General features: G+C 57.4%; 24 protein-coding genes. 10 read left to right on the top strand and 14 right to left on the bottom strand.

Annotation, left to right across the window (positions count from 1 at the left end):
• The first annotated feature begins 211 nt into the window (after nucleotides 1-211).
• Nucleotides 212-1,117 carry a LysR family transcriptional regulator gene (locus tag AC2FGC_RS11260; RefSeq protein WP_496726385.1) on the top strand — a complete coding sequence of 302 codons (906 nt, stop codon included), beginning with the start codon at nucleotides 212-214 and terminating at the stop codon, nucleotides 1,115-1,117.
• An 84-nt stretch (nucleotides 1,118-1,201) separates the two neighbouring features.
• Here the strand turns inward: AC2FGC_RS11260 and AC2FGC_RS11255 are convergent, their stop codons facing one another.
• From AC2FGC_RS11255 to AC2FGC_RS11235, 5 genes are all read right to left on the bottom strand, one after another.
• Nucleotides 1,202-2,104, bottom strand: a complete 903-nt coding sequence (locus AC2FGC_RS11255; protein WP_496726386.1) for an OmpA family protein — start codon at nucleotides 2,102-2,104, stop codon at nucleotides 1,202-1,204.
• The gene (locus tag AC2FGC_RS11250) at nucleotides 2,101-2,673 is read right to left on the bottom strand and encodes a peroxidase-related enzyme (protein WP_496726387.1); all 573 of its coding nucleotides are present in this window, start codon (nucleotides 2,671-2,673) and stop codon (nucleotides 2,101-2,103) included. The genes AC2FGC_RS11255 and AC2FGC_RS11250 overlap by 4 nt, the downstream gene beginning before the upstream one ends.
• A gap of 5 nt (nucleotides 2,674-2,678) precedes the next feature.
• Complete coding sequence (locus AC2FGC_RS11245; RefSeq protein ID WP_496726388.1) at nucleotides 2,679-3,398, bottom strand: GNAT family N-acetyltransferase; 720 nt, start codon at nucleotides 3,396-3,398, stop codon at nucleotides 2,679-2,681.
• Nucleotides 3,395-4,117: a competence/damage-inducible protein A gene (locus tag AC2FGC_RS11240; RefSeq protein ID WP_496726389.1), complete on the bottom strand. Its 723-nt coding sequence runs from the start codon at nucleotides 4,115-4,117 to the stop codon at nucleotides 3,395-3,397. Before AC2FGC_RS11240 ends, AC2FGC_RS11245 begins: the two co-directional genes overlap by 4 nt.
• Nucleotides 4,118-4,187: 70 nt before the next feature.
• Nucleotides 4,188-4,751: a TetR/AcrR family transcriptional regulator gene (locus tag AC2FGC_RS11235; protein ID WP_496726390.1), complete on the bottom strand. Its 564-nt coding sequence runs from the start codon at nucleotides 4,749-4,751 to the stop codon at nucleotides 4,188-4,190.
• A 99-nt stretch (nucleotides 4,752-4,850) separates the two neighbouring features.
• Here AC2FGC_RS11235 and AC2FGC_RS11230 point away from each other — a divergent pair, with 99 nt between their 5' ends.
• Complete coding sequence (locus AC2FGC_RS11230; protein ID WP_496782347.1) at nucleotides 4,851-5,606, top strand: SDR family NAD(P)-dependent oxidoreductase; 756 nt, start codon at nucleotides 4,851-4,853, stop codon at nucleotides 5,604-5,606.
• A gap of 39 nt (nucleotides 5,607-5,645) precedes the next feature.
• Nucleotides 5,646-6,362 (top strand): DNA/RNA nuclease SfsA, encoded by a 717-nt coding sequence (sfsA, locus tag AC2FGC_RS11225; RefSeq protein ID WP_496782346.1) that lies wholly within the window; start codon nucleotides 5,646-5,648, stop codon nucleotides 6,360-6,362.
• Nucleotides 6,363-6,389: 27 nt separating this feature from the next.
• Here the strand turns inward: sfsA and AC2FGC_RS11220 are convergent, their stop codons facing one another.
• Nucleotides 6,390-7,205: a class I SAM-dependent methyltransferase gene (locus AC2FGC_RS11220; protein WP_496782344.1), complete on the bottom strand. Its 816-nt coding sequence runs from the start codon at nucleotides 7,203-7,205 to the stop codon at nucleotides 6,390-6,392.
• A 200-nt stretch (nucleotides 7,206-7,405) separates the two neighbouring features.
• Between AC2FGC_RS11220 and map the strand changes: the two genes are divergently transcribed.
• Entirely contained in the window at nucleotides 7,406-8,218 is an 813-nt protein-coding gene (gene map, locus AC2FGC_RS11215) for a type I methionyl aminopeptidase (protein ID WP_058274999.1), read from the top strand.
• Here map and AC2FGC_RS11210 read toward each other — a convergent pair.
• The 4 genes from AC2FGC_RS11210 to AC2FGC_RS11195 are packed head-to-tail and all read right to left on the bottom strand — an operon-like array spanning nucleotide 8,206 to nucleotide 10,811.
• Nucleotides 8,206-8,373, bottom strand: coding sequence for a hypothetical protein (locus AC2FGC_RS11210; protein ID WP_496782342.1), 168 nt, complete (start codon nucleotides 8,371-8,373; stop codon nucleotides 8,206-8,208). The genes map and AC2FGC_RS11210 overlap by 13 nt on opposite strands.
• A 35-nt stretch (nucleotides 8,374-8,408) precedes the next feature.
• Nucleotides 8,409-9,044 (bottom strand): HAD family hydrolase, encoded by a 636-nt coding sequence (locus AC2FGC_RS11205; protein ID WP_496782340.1) that lies wholly within the window; start codon nucleotides 9,042-9,044, stop codon nucleotides 8,409-8,411.
• 1 nt (nucleotide 9,045) lies between these two features.
• Nucleotides 9,046-9,603: a 16S rRNA (guanine(966)-N(2))-methyltransferase RsmD gene (gene rsmD, locus AC2FGC_RS11200; RefSeq protein WP_496726397.1), complete on the bottom strand. Its 558-nt coding sequence runs from the start codon at nucleotides 9,601-9,603 to the stop codon at nucleotides 9,046-9,048.
• On the bottom strand, nucleotides 9,600-10,811 hold the full coding sequence (locus tag AC2FGC_RS11195) for an NAD(P)/FAD-dependent oxidoreductase (RefSeq protein ID WP_496726398.1): 1,212 nt from the start codon (nucleotides 10,809-10,811) through the stop codon (nucleotides 9,600-9,602). Before AC2FGC_RS11195 ends, rsmD begins: the two co-directional genes overlap by 4 nt.
• A 99-nt stretch (nucleotides 10,812-10,910) precedes the next feature.
• Between AC2FGC_RS11195 and AC2FGC_RS11190 the strand changes: the two genes are divergently transcribed.
• The 4 genes from AC2FGC_RS11190 to AC2FGC_RS11175 all read left to right on the top strand — a co-directional run bounded on the left by AC2FGC_RS11190 (nucleotide 10,911) and on the right by AC2FGC_RS11175 (nucleotide 12,449).
• Nucleotides 10,911-11,396: a peroxiredoxin gene (locus AC2FGC_RS11190; protein WP_496726399.1), complete on the top strand. Its 486-nt coding sequence runs from the start codon at nucleotides 10,911-10,913 to the stop codon at nucleotides 11,394-11,396.
• A 104-nt stretch (nucleotides 11,397-11,500) separates the two neighbouring features.
• A complete protein-coding gene (locus AC2FGC_RS11185; protein WP_496726400.1) occupies nucleotides 11,501-11,746 on the top strand; it encodes a glycine zipper 2TM domain-containing protein in 246 nt (81 codons plus the stop codon).
• Nucleotides 11,747-11,756: 10 nt separating this feature from the next.
• Nucleotides 11,757-12,107 carry an EF-hand domain-containing protein gene (locus AC2FGC_RS11180; RefSeq protein WP_496726401.1) on the top strand — a complete coding sequence of 117 codons (351 nt, stop codon included), beginning with the start codon at nucleotides 11,757-11,759 and terminating at the stop codon, nucleotides 12,105-12,107.
• Between the two features lie 33 nt (nucleotides 12,108-12,140).
• Complete coding sequence (locus tag AC2FGC_RS11175; protein ID WP_496726402.1) at nucleotides 12,141-12,449, top strand: hypothetical protein; 309 nt, start codon at nucleotides 12,141-12,143, stop codon at nucleotides 12,447-12,449.
• Here the strand turns inward: AC2FGC_RS11175 and AC2FGC_RS11170 are convergent.
• Genes AC2FGC_RS11170 through AC2FGC_RS11155 form a run of 4 tightly spaced genes read right to left on the bottom strand, consistent with a single transcriptional unit; the run spans nucleotide 12,446 to nucleotide 15,188 of the window.
• Nucleotides 12,446-12,739, bottom strand: a complete 294-nt coding sequence (locus AC2FGC_RS11170; RefSeq protein WP_170411625.1) for a 4a-hydroxytetrahydrobiopterin dehydratase — start codon at nucleotides 12,737-12,739, stop codon at nucleotides 12,446-12,448. The genes AC2FGC_RS11175 and AC2FGC_RS11170 overlap by 4 nt on opposite strands.
• The gene (locus AC2FGC_RS11165) at nucleotides 12,736-13,923 is read right to left on the bottom strand and encodes a GNAT family N-acetyltransferase (protein ID WP_496726403.1); all 1,188 of its coding nucleotides are present in this window, start codon (nucleotides 13,921-13,923) and stop codon (nucleotides 12,736-12,738) included. Before AC2FGC_RS11165 ends, AC2FGC_RS11170 begins: the two co-directional genes overlap by 4 nt.
• A gap of 45 nt (nucleotides 13,924-13,968) precedes the next feature.
• Complete coding sequence (locus AC2FGC_RS11160; RefSeq protein WP_496726404.1) at nucleotides 13,969-14,736, bottom strand: glycerophosphodiester phosphodiesterase family protein; 768 nt, start codon at nucleotides 14,734-14,736, stop codon at nucleotides 13,969-13,971.
• Nucleotides 14,733-15,188 carry a RidA family protein gene (locus tag AC2FGC_RS11155; RefSeq protein ID WP_496721130.1) on the bottom strand — a complete coding sequence of 152 codons (456 nt, stop codon included), beginning with the start codon at nucleotides 15,186-15,188 and terminating at the stop codon, nucleotides 14,733-14,735. The genes AC2FGC_RS11160 and AC2FGC_RS11155 overlap by 4 nt, the downstream gene beginning before the upstream one ends.
• A gap of 291 nt (nucleotides 15,189-15,479) precedes the next feature.
• On the opposite strand from AC2FGC_RS11155, the gene AC2FGC_RS11150 reads away from it, so the two are divergent.
• On the top strand, nucleotides 15,480-16,307 hold the full coding sequence (locus AC2FGC_RS11150; protein WP_282119606.1) for an MlaA family lipoprotein: 828 nt from the start codon (nucleotides 15,480-15,482) through the stop codon (nucleotides 16,305-16,307).
• Entirely contained in the window at nucleotides 16,297-16,896 is a 600-nt protein-coding gene (locus tag AC2FGC_RS11145) for an MlaC/ttg2D family ABC transporter substrate-binding protein (RefSeq protein ID WP_496726405.1), read from the top strand. The genes AC2FGC_RS11150 and AC2FGC_RS11145 overlap by 11 nt, the downstream gene beginning before the upstream one ends.
• Nucleotides 16,897-16,915: the final 19 nt, after the last annotated feature.

The following is a 16,915-nucleotide window of genomic DNA, read 5'->3' as shown; positions in this document are numbered from 1 at the left end:
CAAATTTGCCATTGTCATCCTAGCATATCCGGCCGAAATCACCCAAAACCCTTGGCTTACAGGCTTTGTGGCAATCTAGGAAACCATCGTTTCCGCGTTTCCCAATCGCAAACGATCCGAATTGAAACCCTGATATTATCCCATGTCCGCCCTGTTTCCGCCTAGATTGGACGTCAGGTTGGAAAAAAGAACTAAGACCTGGGGAATGAGAATGGACCGACTGACCGAAATGGAAGCCTTTGCCAATGTGGTGGACCAGGGTGGCTTTACCGATGCGGCCAAGAAAATGGGCATCTCCAAATCGGCCGTGTCAAAGCATGTTTCAAGTCTTGAGGCCCGTCTGGGCGCACGGCTGCTGAACCGCACGACCCGGCGCGTGTCGCCGACGGAAATTGGCCTGGCATATTACGATCGCGCACGGCGCGTTCTAAATGATGCGGGCGAAGCTGATGCGCTTGTGACTTCGATGCAATCCGCCCCCTCGGGTCTGCTTCGGATCAGCGTTGCAACAGATTTCGGCGTCAATCACCTGTCTCCGGTTCTGTCGGATTTTCTGGCGGCCTATCCTGATATCACTGTGAACATGGTGCTGAACAACCGCTACGTCGAGCTGATTTCTGAAGGGTTCGATGTAGCCGTCCGGATCGGTGAGCTGGAAGATAGCACCCTGCGCGCACGCAAACTGACTGAAACCGTCAAGCGGATGGTCGCAGCACCCAGCTATGTCGAGAAATTCGGCCGGCCGCAGAAAATTGACGAACTGAATGAACACAAGCTACTGCATTACTCCAGCCAGTCCTCTGGCAATGTATGGAAGCTGACCGCGCCTTCGGGTGAAAAAAGACAGGTTCGCACCGCAGGGTGGCTGAGCGTGAACGATGGGCAATCCCTGTTGAACGCCGCCATCTCTGGTCTGGGGATCGCATATTTGCCCAGCTATCTGTACGCAGATGCGCTGAAATCCGGTGCTGTACTGGACGCTATGCCGTCGCTTCCGGACGAGGTTCAGGGCGTCTACGCCGTTTACCCGCCCGGACGCTTTACTCAGCCCAAGGTTCGGGCATTCATAGATTTTCTCGTCGATGCCTTTCACGAAAAAGGCCCGATGGACTGGTAAATTAACCTCGGTGAAACTGTACGGCCTGCGCCAACTGCGTGGGCCTTTTTTTTGCAGATCAAGATTTGATCGGCACCGCTGGCGTCAGTTGACCAGCAAGACCGCCTCGACCCGGCGATTCAGGTCGCGGCCTTCCGGCGTGGCATTCGAGGTGAGCGGGGCCAGATAGCCGATCCCGCGCGCTTCGACCCGGTCTGCCGCGATCCCATGTGCCTGGATCAACCGGTCGCGCACGGCCTGTGCCCGGCCGGTACTGACCGAGATATTGGCATCCAGCGCGCCCGTGTCATCCGTGTGACCCACAAGTGCCAGCCGGATGTTTGGGTTTTTGTCCAGAAACTCCGCAACCAATTTCAGCGACGCAAAGGGCCCCTCGCCCAACGTCATCTCTCCGGTGCGGAAATGAAGATCTTCCAATATTGCGTGACCGTTTTGTTCCAATTCGGCCAACAGGTCGCTGGGCGACGTGACCGGCTCGTCAATCACAAGCGGGGGTGGAACCTCTGCACCCACCGGTGTGACCCGGATCATCTGCACATACCCGTCAGGCGGATTGCGGCTGACCAGCAGGCTGACCACATTGCCCCCCCGAATGGCGGACAAAAAGCGATAGTCCTGAATGGCCACATACATATCCGGTGTGGGCACGACTTCGGTGCCAAATCGAAAATCGAACCCGCCACACGTTTTGGCCTGACACTCAAGCAGGATCTCGTACCCCTGCGCGGCGATCTGGTCCCTTAGCGGGGCCAGTAATTGCAGCGTGGTGCTAGAGCCCGATTGCAACCGCCAGGTTAACCGCTCGACCTTTCCTTCAACCTCTCTTGCGGGCACTGCACCGTCAGCAAAAGGACCGATTGGCAGCTCATAGCTGTCCAATTCACTCGTCCGTTCGCTGACCAGCCGTGCGCCAGAGGGCAACGTCAGGTTCTGTGCAAGACCCTGACTGGCCATCATCATCAGAAAAAGGGCTGCGGTTCGTATCATCGGGCCTGCGTATGGTATTCGTCGTTCGGGGCCATCGCTGTTGCGCTGGCCACCCGGTTAGACATGTTGAAAAAGCCGGTCACATTGGCAATGTCCCAAATGTCCCGATCGCTGAAACCAACATCGCGCAGACGTTGGCGATCAGGTTCTTCGATCTCGGTACTGGCGGTCGTCATCTTGGCGGCAAAATCCAGCATGGCGCGTTGGCGGTTGTCCAGTGGGGCCACGCGGTAGTTCATAACCAGCATCTCGCCCAGTTGCGGATTGCCCGACAATTGTCGGACGGCCGCGCCGTGGGCCACCAAACAGTAAAAGCACTTGTTGATCGCGGACACGACCACCGCAATCATTTCGCGTTCCAGTTTTGACAATCCGCTGTCGCCCAGCATCAGATCGTTGTAGTTCGCCGTGAACGCGTTCAGCTTGTCGATGTCGAACGCATAAGCTTTCAGAACATTGGGCACAAAGCCCAGTTTTTCGACACATATTTCAAAGTACTTCTGCGTCTCAGGCGGCAGCGGGTCCACCATCGGCAGGTCCAGTGCGGTGGGCAGGGTTTGATCGGTCACGTTGGTCACTCTCCTTGGACAAGCTGACGGTAATGGTATTCGCCGGTGATCTCCATCCCGAGCGCATGGTAGAGACCATTTGCCCCGTTATTAGCTTTGGTGCAGATCACACTTAGCGTTTTTGCGCCGTTCTTCTGCGCCCAGATTGCAGCCGCGCGCATGGCCCACTTTCCCAAGCCCTGACGGCGATAGGCCGGTAAGATTTCCAGCGCATGAACCATGGCGACGTCGTCGTGAATGGCGACAAATCCGGTCCCCGCCGGGTGATCGGAATGACGTAGGAATATCCCCGTTTTCGGCCCCTCGGCGCGGTCCATGATGGCCAGCCGTTCTGGTCCGATCCCGCCCTGCGCCCAGATCTCGTTCATGATCGCCAGCGGACTCCAGATGGTAAAGGCGGTGACCCGAGGGATGGGCGTATCGGTCAGGTCCTCGACCGGGCATTGGTAGATGTTGACGGGATCAAGAATGTCATAGCCCTGATCCGCAAGCTGCTGATCCAACCCTTCGTCGCCCGGTCGCAGGCAGAAAATCGGTCGCTGACCCATCGCGCGCATCGCCTCTTCTGCAGCTTTGATGTCAGCGCCGGTTGCTAGTGCCACAGCGCTGGCCGCAGACACCCGCGAACCGCCACCCAACCCTTGTCGCAGTCGAATTGGGCCAATTGTTTCGGACCGAGCCGCCGGCCATGTGCCGTCGACAACGTCGGCCCAGTTCGGGCTCAAAGCTCCAGCTCTTTTGCCAACCGGGTCGTGGCCGCATCGACCTGTGACCCGTTCGTGCCCCGAACCACCACGTTAGAGCCGAATACACCATTTACCTGAAACGGATAGCTGCCGATGGCGAGATCAGGGTAATCCTCAGCCAAAGCCGAGAGGATTGAGGCGATATCACCTTCACCCCGATTGATCCGCAGCGTTTGCGACAACAGGGGATCGCCACCGGTCAGCTTTGGCAGAACGCTGGCGACCATGGCCTGAAAGATTGTGGGGATACCCGCCATCACATGCACATTCCCAAGCGTGAACCCTGGTGCGGTCGAAACGGGATTATCGATCAATGTCGCCCCATCCGGAATACGCGCCATACGCAGGCGCGCGGCGTTCAGTTCCAGCCCTGAATTCTCATAGTGCCGTTCCAGCAACGCGCGGGCATCATCCCGCACGTCGATCGTCGCCCCAAAGGCTCGGGCAATACATTCGGCCGTGATGTCGTCATGCGTCGGGCCTATTCCGCCGCTGGTGAACACATGATCGACCTGCTCAGACAGCGCTCGAACGGCTTGTTCGATAGCAGTGGCGTCATCGCTGACCATCCGGACCTCTTTAAGGTCAATGCCCTGCTTTGTCAGTTCCTGCGCTAGATAATGCATGTTCGCATCCCGCGTGCGTCCCGACAGGATTTCATCCCCGATCACAAGCATTGCTGCGGTTGGGTTCGGCATGACCTGTCCTTTCCTGATATGGCACAGGCCGCAAGATATCGTTCCTGCTGAACCTCGCAAGGCCCGTTTGTCAGTCCCGCAGCGCTTGGGCAGGCAAATCCGCAGTGACGCTTTGGAACAGGTCCATATCATTCATCGACCGCGCCAGGATCATTGCCCCTTCCAGACGGGCAATCGTTTCCCCTGCTCGGGCTTCGGGATTTGCGGCACCAGCAGCCCGGAAAACCGTTTCCAGCCATACGAGATTGCGCTCAAAAAATTCGCGAGTCCGTCCGGCGACCGGGTCTGGCAACCTTGCGATTTCAGCACCGAACATACCGCAAAGGCACATCAGGTCCTGTTCGATCAATGCTTGTCTATATGCCGCGACATATTGTTCAAGAGATTCCAATGGCGTGGCTTCGTCCAACCGTCCCAACGCCCCCAGAAACCGATCAGTGTACCGGGTCACCAGCGCTTCACCCAAAGCTTCCTTGGTGGGAAAATGGTAGTGAATGCTGGCCGATTTGATGCCGATTTCAGACGCGATGTCGCGAAAACTGAAGGCATAATACCCGCCTTGCCGCGCCATACGCTCGGCCACATCCAAAATACGGCTGGCAGTTTCTGACAGGGGTTTTTCCGTTTTGGGCATCTGCTCATCAATCTAAAATTTACCTACCACTAGATAGGGGGTTGTATTTCAAATTTCAAACTCAATATATCTACCTATCAGTAGATAGGGAATCTGATCATGACACAGACAACAACACTTATCGTCGGCGGATCCAGCGGAATGGGTCTGGCCACAGCACGCCAAATCATAGCAAGCGGCGGGCACGTGACCCTTGTCGGGTCATCCGCTGGCAAGTTGGACGCGGCGAAAGCGGAACTTGGCGACAAAGCGGACATATACCGCGCAAACCTGCGTGACCCGGCAGACGTCGAAAGGTTGATCAAACAGATCAAATCGGACACGCGTCACATTCAGGGGTTGGTGAATGCAGCCGGTACATTTGCGCCAAAACCGTTCCTGGAACACACTGCCGAAGACTATGACAGCTATTTGGATCTGAACCGTGCAACCTTTTTCATCACTCAGGCCGTGGTCGAAAACATGATAGCCAACGGAGGCGGAAATATCGTCAACATAGGCTCTATGTGGGCAAAACAGGCAGTTCGCGCCACACCGTCCTCGGCCTATTCGATGGCCAAAGCCGGGCTTCATTCCCTGACGCAGCATCTGGCAATGGAACTGGCGGAACATAAGATCCGAGTGAATGCGGTTTCTCCAGCTGTGGTGGTGACCCCCATCTATGGTGCCTTCATCGCGCCGGACCAGATCGAGGCGACCTTGACCGATGCTTTCGACGCTTTCCACCCGATCGGCCGCGTCGGTCGGCCCGAGGATGTGGCGCATACCGTCACCCATCTTCTGTCCGATGATGCAGGTTGGGTCACCGGGGCAGTCTGGGATGTGGATGGTGGCGTAATGGCAGGCCTCGTCTGACACTTCCCATGCGGGCGGGGGCGCGGTAAGCCGGGTGGCATGAAGTTTGCCACCCCATTGATCCCCGCCCGCCTTATCCGCCGCTACAAACGCTTTCTGGCCGATTGCCAGTTGGAGGACGGGCGTGAAGTAACCGCCCATTGCGCCAATCCGGGGTCAATGATGGGTCTGGCGGAACCCGGCGAGAAGATCTGGTTGGAACCCAACGATGACCCGAAGAAAAAACTGAAATACGGCTGGCGTCTGGTCGATCATGAGAACGGGCATTTTACCGGTGTTGACACCTCAGTACCCAACAAAGCCCTGCGCGCGTCCCTTCAGGCCGGTGAAATACCTGAGCTTGCAGCCTATAAAACCGTCCGTCCCGAGGTGAAGTACGGCGAAAACAGCCGTATTGATTTTCTGCTGACGCAACCTGGCCTGCCTGACGCCTATGTCGAGGTCAAAAGCGTGACCCTGTCCCGAGAACCGGATCTGGCAGAGTTCCCCGACAGCGTCACCGCACGCGGTACCAAACATCTGGGAGAGCTGACGGCAATGGTGACCCAAGGACATCGCGCGATCATGTTGTATCTGGTGCAACGCACCGATTGCGACCGGTTCTCACTGGCGAAGGATATAGACCCGGCCTATGCGGCGGCATTTGAGACGGCCCAGGCGAAGGGTGTCGAACGATTGGTGTATGGTACGCAAATTTCGCCAGACGGTGTTTGCGTGGATACCACACGGTTCGGGGATTTTAACCTGCCCGGATAATGTCACTCGCCCCCCGTCAGGTCCGGTTCACCCCTTGTTTCGGCATTCGAACTGGGTTGCTGAAAGGGGCATCACCATATCACTGGCCTCAAATCTGGACCGCAGCGCCGACAGCATTTCGGCCACAACCGCATCCGGATCGACACCTCCGCGCGCTCTGATTTCGTCAATCAACGGATTTCCATACACCAGGGCTGTCGCAAATTTCTCAAGGTCGGCGATTGGTTTGTTCAACCTGATGGTTTCGTGCGTAACGGTCTCCCAACCTGCGGCCGCAAGGTCCGCGTGTACGATGTCGGGGTCGCCATAATGGAACGGGACCTTGTAGAATCCCGGTGGGTTTTCGGGAAAGAACGTCATCGCTGCTTTGTGAGCTGTCTCGGAAAAGGGGTTTTCGGACATATCGCTCCAGACGTTGAACACGTACCGGCCGCCTGGCTTCAGAACACGGGCAGCTTCGCGATATGACGCGGTTTTGTCCGGAAAGAACATCACGCCGAACTGGCAAACGATCAGGTCAAAACTGTTGTCTTCGAATGGCAGTTCCATTGCGTTCGCTTGGACAAACTCGACATTCTCACTGCCGGAGAACTTGGCTTTTGCAATCTCCAACATGGGCGGATTAAGGTCCGTAACCATCAGCGAGACAGACGGGTTTAACGCGCCGCGCAGCTTACGGCTGACAATTCCCGTTCCTGCGGCAAGCTCCAGAACGCGACCCGTTTCAAGGCCGCCACACAGCCCGGTTAACCTGTCGGCATAGTCTACAAAAATGTTCGGTCCCAGACCCTGATCGTAATGGTGTGGAATTTCACCGATAAAACTGGCAGAATTGCTGGACATTTCGATCCTCCAAAACGATCTCACTGGGATAAAACAACATTCTATCTGAAATTATGATTTTGAGCGAATTTGATAGACTTTGCAGCCTTGATCCGAGGGCATTCCGCGCCATCTAACACCCGCAAACGCGCACCCTCTGGAACTTTCTGCACAAGCAGCGTAAAAGGCAGGCTGCGCGCAACATTTGGAGCTTAGCGTCGATGAAAGAACATCGTGGCCGCCTGACCAAGGACGGCATCCGCATTTACGAACAGGGTGACTTTGCCGGCATGCATGCGGCAGGGGCTTTGGCCGCGCGGATACTCGACGATATTGCAGAACATGTCTTTCCGGGCCAGACCACTGGCGCGATTGATGGCATGATCACGCAGATGGTCGAGGATGCAGGCGCGACATCGGCAACAATTGGCTACAAGGGCTATCAGCATGCCAGCTGTATCAGCGTGAATCACGTGGTCTGCCATGGCATTCCCGGTGACAAGAAGCTGAAGGATGGCGACATTCTGAACATCGACGTTACGGTCATCGTAGACGGCTGGTTCGGCGATACTTCGCGCATGTATGTTGCGGGCAAACTGCCCCGCAAGGCTGAGCGTCTGGTCCAAGTGACACATGATGCCCTGTTCAAAGGCATCGAGGCGGTCAAGCCCGGCAACACCTTCGGTGATATCGGCCACGCGATTCAGGCATATGTCGAGGCGCATCGGATGAGCGTCGTGCGCGATTTCTGTGGTCACGGCCTGGGCCGAGTGTTCCACGCGCCGCCAAACGTGCTGCACTATGGCCGTCCGGGCACTGGCGCGGTTCTGGAAGAGGGCATGTTCTTCACCATCGAACCGATGGTGAACCTTGGCCGTCCTGAGACGAAAACACTTGCCGATGACTGGACTGCGGTGACCCGCGACAAGTCACTGTCAGCGCAGTTCGAACACTCTGTGGGTGTGACGGCTGATGGTGTCGATATCTTTACCCTGTCACCGGGCAATAAATTCCATCCGACCTATTCGTCCTGATCGGCGGCCTGCTCGCGCAGCAGTTTCAACAGCAATGTCTCCGTGCCCCACGGCGTAATCGCGTCGTGGATGAACACAGGCGCGCGCAGCGGCTTGGGCGCGGGTCCGGTGTGGGTTTCAGCATCGTCTGAAGGGGTCCAGAGCGGTGGGGTCAAAGCGCGGTCCATAGGCCGAACTTATCACGGTCGGGTCAAATTCCCAAAAGGGCTGGAACCTCGGCCATGTCGGTGAAAACCTCTGCTCCGAGGTCCGTCAGAAATGCACCTTTTCCATCAGGCACATAGCCCAGGCAGCGCATATTGGCACGGATTGCTGCGGTGACGCCGCTGGCACTGTCTTCAATTACAACTGGCGCGGTGGCCTCAAATTGACGGGCTGCTGTAAGGAACATGGTGGGGTCAGGCTTACCGACTCCCAAAGTGTAGGCTGAAAACATCACATCCTTGAAGCGATCCCAAAGACCATTCTGCCCCAGCGTGACTCGCATTTTGTCAGGCCCGCCATTGGACGCCACGCAGAAAGGAATTCCGCGTGCATCCAAGAGCGTCAGCAATTCCGCTACACCCGGAACCAAAGGAACACCCTGACGCAGTCGGGCGTCGGTTTCGGCATCGAATTCCATAATCCAGTTCTCGGGCAGGTCGGCCCCCAAATCGCGCGCGATATCTTGCACTTCCGGCATGGTCCTGCCGGTGAAAATCCTGTGGCACTCCTCCGCCGTCAAGGACAGTCCATGTCGGGCAAAGTTCGCGACCATCACCTGATTGGACAGGGGCTCACTGTCGACCAAAACACCATCGCAATCGAAAATGACCAGATCGTGCATGTCAGACCTCTGTCCGCCACATCAGCGAAATATGCGTGTCGCCATATTTTCGCGTATTGTGCAGGTCAAACCCTTCTGGCGCCTCCATGGGGGCGTTTTCTTCCCAGACGATCAAGGCGTCTTTTGCCAGCCATCCCCCTTGAGTGACCGTTGCAAGCGCCTTTTGTCCCAGGCTTTTGCCGTAAGGCGGGTCGAGAAAAATAAGATCACAAGGCGTGCCCGGATTGTCACCCAATCGCGTCGCGTCGCGACGGATCAGATCGGTATGGTCCTTGCTGTGGGTCAGATCAACGTTCTTACGGATCAGCCCCTGCGCCACGCGCCCGTCATCCACGAAAGTCACATGCGCCGCGCCTCGCGATAGCGCCTCAAGCCCCAATGCGCCGGTGCCGGCAAACAGGTCCAGAACACGCAGCCCGTCAAAGTCGATCTGATGGCTCAGTACATTGAACAGGCTTTCACGCACGCGATCCGTGGTGGGACGCAGATGCGCCCCGGCATCGCCTTTGCCGACCGAGGCCAAGGCGCGGCCGCGGAACTCTCCGGCGATGATCCTCACGCTTTGAGCAGCGGCTTCAGGTCCGCGTCTGGGTCGGCCACGACCGCCGGGTCGGCCGTTTTGCCTGCATCGATCAGGCGTTTGCCCACCATATAGGCACGCGGGTCATTCATCGCGTCGACCGCGATCAACTGATCGCCTTTATAGTACCAGAAGGACACCGTCTGCCCGTCACCCTTACGGGTCACCACGCGGTCATAGCCGGTGTTCAGACCTGCGATCTGTAGTTTGACGTCATACTGGTCCGACCAGAACCACGGCGTCGCCACATAGTCTTTGGCGGCACCCAGCATGTTCTGAGCAACAATCTCGGCCTGATCGATGGCATTCGGTACACTTTCCAGCCGGATACGGCCGCCATCATGTGGGAACGACGCGCAATCGCCCGCCGCCCAGATAGCCGGATCAGAGGTGCGGCCATGGGCATCCGTTTTGATGCCGTTGTCCAATTCCAACCCGGCCATCTCGGCCAATTCGGTCGAGGGTGCGATGCCCACGCCTACCACGACAAAATCAACCTCAAGCTTGGTGCCATCGGTCAGGACGGCCCCGGTGACCTTGCCGTCTTCGCCGACCAGACGATCCAGCCCGACGCCTTCACGGATGTCAGCACCGTATTCGGAATGCAGATCACGGAAGTAATCACTGGTTTCCGGTGCCGCGACACGTTGCAAAATCCGATCCGCCATCTCGACCAGAGTGACCTTGACCCCGCGTTTGGCGCAAACGGCAGCCGCTTCAAGCCCGATATAACCACCACCCACAATCAAAGCGCGCGCACCTTCCGTCACGCGGGGCTCCATTTCGTCGATATGGGTCAGGTCGCGCACGACATGGACGCCTTCAAGGTCACCTCCAATGGCCGCAGGCAGGTAACGCGGGTCAGAACCGGTGGTCAGGGCCAGTTCGTCATATGAAATCACCTCGTCACTCAGGGTAACAGTCTTGGCCTTGGGGTCGATCGCGGTCACGCGCTGACCCAGACGCAGGGTGATGTTGTTTTCGGCGTAGAAACTTTCGGGGCGCAGGAACAGGCGTTCAAGCTCCATCTCACCCAGCAGATAAGCTTTGGACAGTGGGGGGCGCTGATAAGGCAGATGCTGCTCGGCACCGATCAGCGTGATATCGCCTTCAAACCCGTCCTTGCGCAGCCTTGCAACAAGAGATGATCCCGCCTGCCCGGCTCCGATCACAACAATATGGCTCATCTTCGTCCTGCCCTGTCAAATTCCCGTGGTTTCATTCTCTGGCTCACCTATATTGCGGCTGAGGCCGACTCTGCAAATCCAATCGACAGGAGGAACAAGATGATTTCAACCGGTGATACGCTTCCCGACGCAACGTTGACTCAAATGGGGGCAGAAGGGCCCGAAGAGGTTCGGATTTCAGACAAGACCAAAGGCCGCAAAGTTGTGATCTTTGCTGTGCCCGGCGCATTCACGCCGACCTGCCACTCGGCCCACGTGCCCAGCTTTATGCGAACCAAGGAACAGTTCGACGCCAAGGGCGTGGACGAGATCATCTGCGTCTCGGTCAACGACCCCTTTGTAATGAGCGCGTGGGGCGAAGCCACTGGCGCGACAGGCGCAGGCCTGACCATGCTGGCCGACGCCGCATCCGAATTCACCAAGGCCATTGGCATGGATTTCGACGCCCCGCCCGTCGGCCTGCTTGCGCGCTCAAAGCGCTATGCGATGTTGGTCGAAGATGGCAAAGTCGTTGCATTGAATCTTGAAGAAAACCCAGGTGCCTGCGAGATTTCCGCGGGCGAAGGTCTGCTTGAGTCCATCTAGGTCACTCGGGCCCCGGTACAACCGGGGCCACGTTAACCCTATTTCACTTGATGCAACTTCCTGATGGGTCGATACTTGCCCCATTCATTCAGGGAGTTTTTTTGATGAAGCTCAAAATCATCACAGTCATTCTGGGTTCGGCAGGTGCACTGGCCGCCTGCGGCCCAGCCCCGACACCTCAGCAACAGCAGGCACGACAGCATGAGATTGCGTGCCTCGGCGGCACACTAGGCGGCGCACTGATCGGCGGGGCCATTGGCAATCAATTCGGCGGTGGGTCCGGCAAGGACATCCTGACCGCAGCGGGGGCCGTCGCGGGCGGTGTCTCGGGCCAGCGTTACGCGTGCTGAGGAGAGAATGATGATAAAAACAGCTATTTTGACGACAGCGGTCATTCTGTTGGCCAGTGCAACCTTGGCGGAAACAGTGGCAGAACTGCACGAAAAGGAACTGAATGCCATTGATTCCAACAACGATGGCTTCCTGTCCAAGGACGAGTTTAACGCCTTTTCGGATTATGCCTTTCAGGCCATGGACGAAGACAAGAACGGAACGCTGGGTCTGGAAGAGGCCAAGCCGTTTCTGGACATAAAGCAGTTTCAAAACGTTGACCGCAACAACGACAGCTTTATCTCACGATCAGAGTATGACCAGCAGATGGGCGATGATTTCCTGGCTGCCGATCAGGACGGAAACGGCCAGTTGGATTGATCGCACGACCGGGCTGAATGATAGGAGTGTGGTATGAAAAAGTGGATGGCCTTCGGCATTTTGGGGCTTCTTGCCGCCTGTGATACGCCGCAGGCCCCCGTGGTGACCGGACCGAACGGACAGCCCCAGATCCAGATCAGTACTTCGGGCCTGACGTGCTATGATACGCGATGTTTGGACATCAATCCGGCGGCGCGCAGCGTTCGTTCGGTTGGGAATCGGACAACCGGTATTCCACGAGACATCGACGTCAGCAACGGCACGGTCACACCCGCCGATTTCCGTCGTCTGGGTGAAATAGCTTCTCTGGCCGGCGGCATGGGATCCAGAGGAGACCGTTAAACGAGGCTGTCCATTTTTCGCGCCAATTTGGCGTCCAGCGACGATAACCCACCGACATCATGTGTGGACAGGACCACTTCGACCGTGCGGTACACGTTTGACCATTCAGGGTGGTGGTTCCACTTCTCGGCAAAGATCGCCACTTGGGTCATCCAGCCAAAGGCGTGGACAAAATCCTCGAAAATGAAGGTCTTGGTGATAGCATCCCGGTCGGTGACCATGGTCCAGCCGTTGTCGAACAGCGGATCAAGAAGAGGGCCGCGAGTTTCGGTCGACAATAGTTCCGTCATTGCTGTTCCTCCGGATTCGATTTTCTGAACGGACCATAATCCGTCAGAATCTCGATCTCTTCTCCCACTGCGGGGGCCTCGGCGTCCAGATATTTCTTGATCGCATCGGCAAAGCCCGGGTCGTTGACCCAATGCAAGCTATGCGTGCGCGTGGGCAAGTAACCGCGCGCCAGCTTATGTTCACCCTGCGCGCCTGCTTCGACCCGCGCCAGACCTTCCGCAATGGCAAAGTCGATCGCCCTATAATAGCACAGTTCGAAATGCAGGCAGGCGTGATGTTCAGTGCAGCCCCAATACCGCCCAAAAAGCGTTTCGCGGCCGATGAAATTCAAAGCCCCGGCGATGGGGTATCCGTCCCGTTCAGCCAGCACCAAGGCCATGTCGTCCGCCATAGTTTCATGTGCGATATCAAAGAATTGGCGGGTCAGATAAGGCACGCCCCATTTACGGGACCCAGTGTCCTGATAAAACTGCCAGAAGGCATCCCAGTGTTCGGGGCGCAGGTCATCCCCGGTCAGAGTGCGGATTTCGCCGCCAAAATCGATGGCCTGCGCGCGTTCTTTGCGAATGTTCTTGCGCTTGCGCGACGATAATGCCGCAAGAAATCCGTCGAAATCTTGGTATTCGTCATTCAGCCAGTGAAACTGCTGCGACTGACGCAGCATAAGCCCCATCTGTTCGCCCGCCAGCGCCTCGGCATCGGTGCAGAACGTCGCGTGGACTGAAGACACCTGATTGTCTGCAGCCAATTGCACCGCCCCCTGCACCAGCGCAGACATGCCAACCGATTCATAGCCGGGGCGCACCAGAAAACGCCGACCTGTTGCGGGTGTGAACGGCACGGCGATCTGCAGCTTGGGATAATAACGACCCCCGGCACCTTCATAGGCATGCGCCCAGTTGTGGTCGAAGATGTATTCGCCCTGACTGTGGGATTTGGCATACATCGGCGCCGCCGCGATCAGCATCCCTTCCAGATAGGCCGTCAGGTATTGCGGTTGCCAGCCCGTTCCGCGCCCGACCGAGCCGCTGTGTTCAAGCGCAAGCAGAAACCGGTGGGTGGTGAACGGATCAAGCGGACGGCCGCCATCGGCAACCTCGGGACAGGCGCAGCTGTCCCATTCCGCCGCAGATATCTGCGACAGCGAGCCCAGCACCCGAACCTCGATCTGTGCCTGATCCATTTGCCCTCCGCCTCTGATCTTTATCTGTGACGTCGCAGGGCTGGTTCAACCCGGTTGTACAGCTAGATACCCTTCGAAGGTCACATTGTCCGCAACTTCGCGGGCCTCTGCCTCTTGTTCAGGCGACCGCACAGTCCAGCACAGGATCGGTACACCGCGTGCCTTCAGTTCGGCCACGCGGGGGCGGTCAAGATCTTCGACCTCATGGCTGATAAAACTGGCCCCGACACGGTCGAAATCCGGAATGTCGCGCAGGTGGTCACAAACGCTCTGAGGTAAAAGTTCGACCTTGGGCTGGTACGATCCCGTCACGATGCCACGCGGCAGATGCGGTGCCAGCCGCGCCAGTTCAGCGACCGAGTTGGGGTTGAACGACATCAACGCCACCGGCCCATCGTAACCTGACAATGCACGCACCGCGTCTTGTTCCAACGGGCCCACGGATGTGCCCATCGCGCCGTCCTGATCCTTGAATTCGATCAGCAGCGGTACTTTGCCTGACACGATTTGCAGCACCTCATCCAGCGTCGGGATACCATCGTCCGCGTGCAACAGCGTGGTGCCTGATGCCTGAACCGACGTGATCAGTTGGATCGGGCCGGGCTGTCCGGTCAGGCGGGTCATGTCATAGTCATGAAACACCATGGCGCGGTTGTCCGAGGTCCGTTGCAGATCAATCTCGATCCCATAACCGGCGTCGACCGCAGCCCGGATGGCCGCCCGGCTGTTTTCCGGGCGGTTGTCCTGTTTGTCGTGCAGCGCGCGATGCGCCAGCGGGACTTGAAGGAATACGTCAGGTAGCGCGGGCGTCATTGAACTTCGAAGATACCTTCGATCTCAACCGCGACACCCAAAGGCAGTGCCGCCGCACTGACGGCCGAACGCGAATGGCGACCTGCATCGCCCAGCGCTTCGACCAAAAAGTCCGACGCGCCGTTGATCACCTGCGGCTGCGCAGTAAAATCTGCCGTCGAGTTCACAAACCCGGTCAGCTTGATGACGCGCACCAACTTTTCGATATCGCCACCGCAGGCCGCCTTGACCTGCGCCAGAAGGTTGATCGCACAAACCTTGGCCGCAGCAGCGCCTGCTTCGACTTCCATGTCGTCGCCCAGCTTGCCAGTGATCAGATCATCCGCCTTCGAGATCTGCCCCGAGACATAGACGATATTGCCCACGCGCACGAAGGGCACGTAGTTGGCCGCCGGCGCAGGCGCGTCCGGTAGGTTGACACCCAGGCTTTCCAGTTTCGCCGCGATGCTCATGAGGTCTCCTCCCAAATTTGAGTCGGGGCGAAGCTAACCGGGAAGGCAAGGATCGAAAAGTGCGAAAACGGTGATGTGACCTGCACCGGTTGTGGGCGTAACTTTTCTTATTCTGAACTGTTGAACCTGTGTCACTTTACGTTGACCTGTTCGGCAGGTTAAACGCTATCTGTTTCATATTGGTGGCGAAACGCCTATGTGACTTTGGGTAGGCCGGGCACAACGGCCAAAGAGAGTATTGATTAAGTGTTCGGGCACGGACTGTCCGAACGTTTTGGAGTGGCAAAGACCGTGTTGAGCAGAATCAACCTAAAACCCCTGATCGTTGTGTCCGTATTGGCAGTTCTCAGCGCCTGCACCACACGCCCTCCGGAGGGTGTTCAGCAGGGTGAAGCATTTGATCCGTACGAACGCAACAACCGGGGTATCCACAAATTCAACCTTGGCGTTGACCGGTTTCTGTTTCGTCCGGCCTCGAAAGGGTACGTAAAGATCGTGCCCGACCCGATGGTGACCAGCTTCAACCATTTTGCCGAAAACCTGACGATGCCGGGCCAAGCCGTGGACTACTTGCTGCAAGGCAACCTCAAGCAGTCGGGCAACGCATTGTTGCAGTTTGTGATCAACACGACCGTTGGTGGTCTGGGGTTGTCAGCCCCTGCCGACGAACTGAACCTTCCGCCTGTGGATACCGATTTCGGTGAAACGCTGCACGTCTGGGGTTTTGGCGAGGGCGCTTATGTCGAGCTGCCGCTCTATGGCCCGTCAACGCAGCGGGACTCGATTGGCGTTATCGTCAACCTGTTCTCGAACCCGATCAACTTCTCTCCGGTCCGTCCGGTCGACAATATCGGTGTCTATGCCGAGGTCGTGCGCCGGATGGGCGATCGGGGGCGTTTTTCGGACACGGTCGACTCGATCCTGTATGAAAGCGCCGACAGTTATGCGCAGGCGCGGACCATTTACCTACAAAATCGCCGCTTCGAACTGGCGAGAGACGACGAAGAAACCTATCTGGGTCTTTACGACGACCCTTATGCAGACAATGGGACCGACCCTGTCAGAGATCCCTATCTAGACCCATACGAGGACCCCTATGAGGACCCCTATGCCGAGTAACCATATGAACCGACGCGGTTTTGTCGCCACTGGCCTTGCCGGTCTGGCACTGACCGCCCTGCCTTTTTCCGCCTTTGCCCAGACTGAAGCCAGCGCCAAGGCTCTGGTCGTCAGTGTCGTGGATGACATCAACCGCATTATCGCCTCGGGCAAATCCGAAAAGGCGATGATCCGCGATTTCGAAAAGGTCTTTGTGCAATATGCCGATGTGCCGATCATGGCACGTTATGTGCTGGGGGCGGACGCCCGTTCGGCCAGCCCGTCGCAATTGAAGCAGTTCACCAAAGCGTTTCAGGGCTATATCTCGAACAAGTATGGCCGACGTTTCCGCGAATTCATTGGTGGGCAAGTCACCGTCCGGAAAGCCCGGAAAATCAAGGCCGGTTACGAGGTACGCACCTCGGTTAAGCTGCAGGGCTCGTCCCCGTTCGAGGTGACATTCCTGGTTTCGGACAAATCAGGCCGCGACAAGTTCTTCAACATGTTCATCGAAGGGGTGAATATGCTGCTGACCGAACGAACCGAGGTTGGCGCTATGCTGGACGCCCGTGGCGGCGACCTGAACCGTTTGATCAAGGACATGGGCTAAACCAAGGTCAGCCAACCCG

Source organism: Ruegeria sp. CDSC054 (assembly GCF_059610645.1).
The sequence above is the reverse complement of the archived record's forward strand: the minus strand, read 5'-3'. Positions and strand labels throughout refer to the sequence as shown.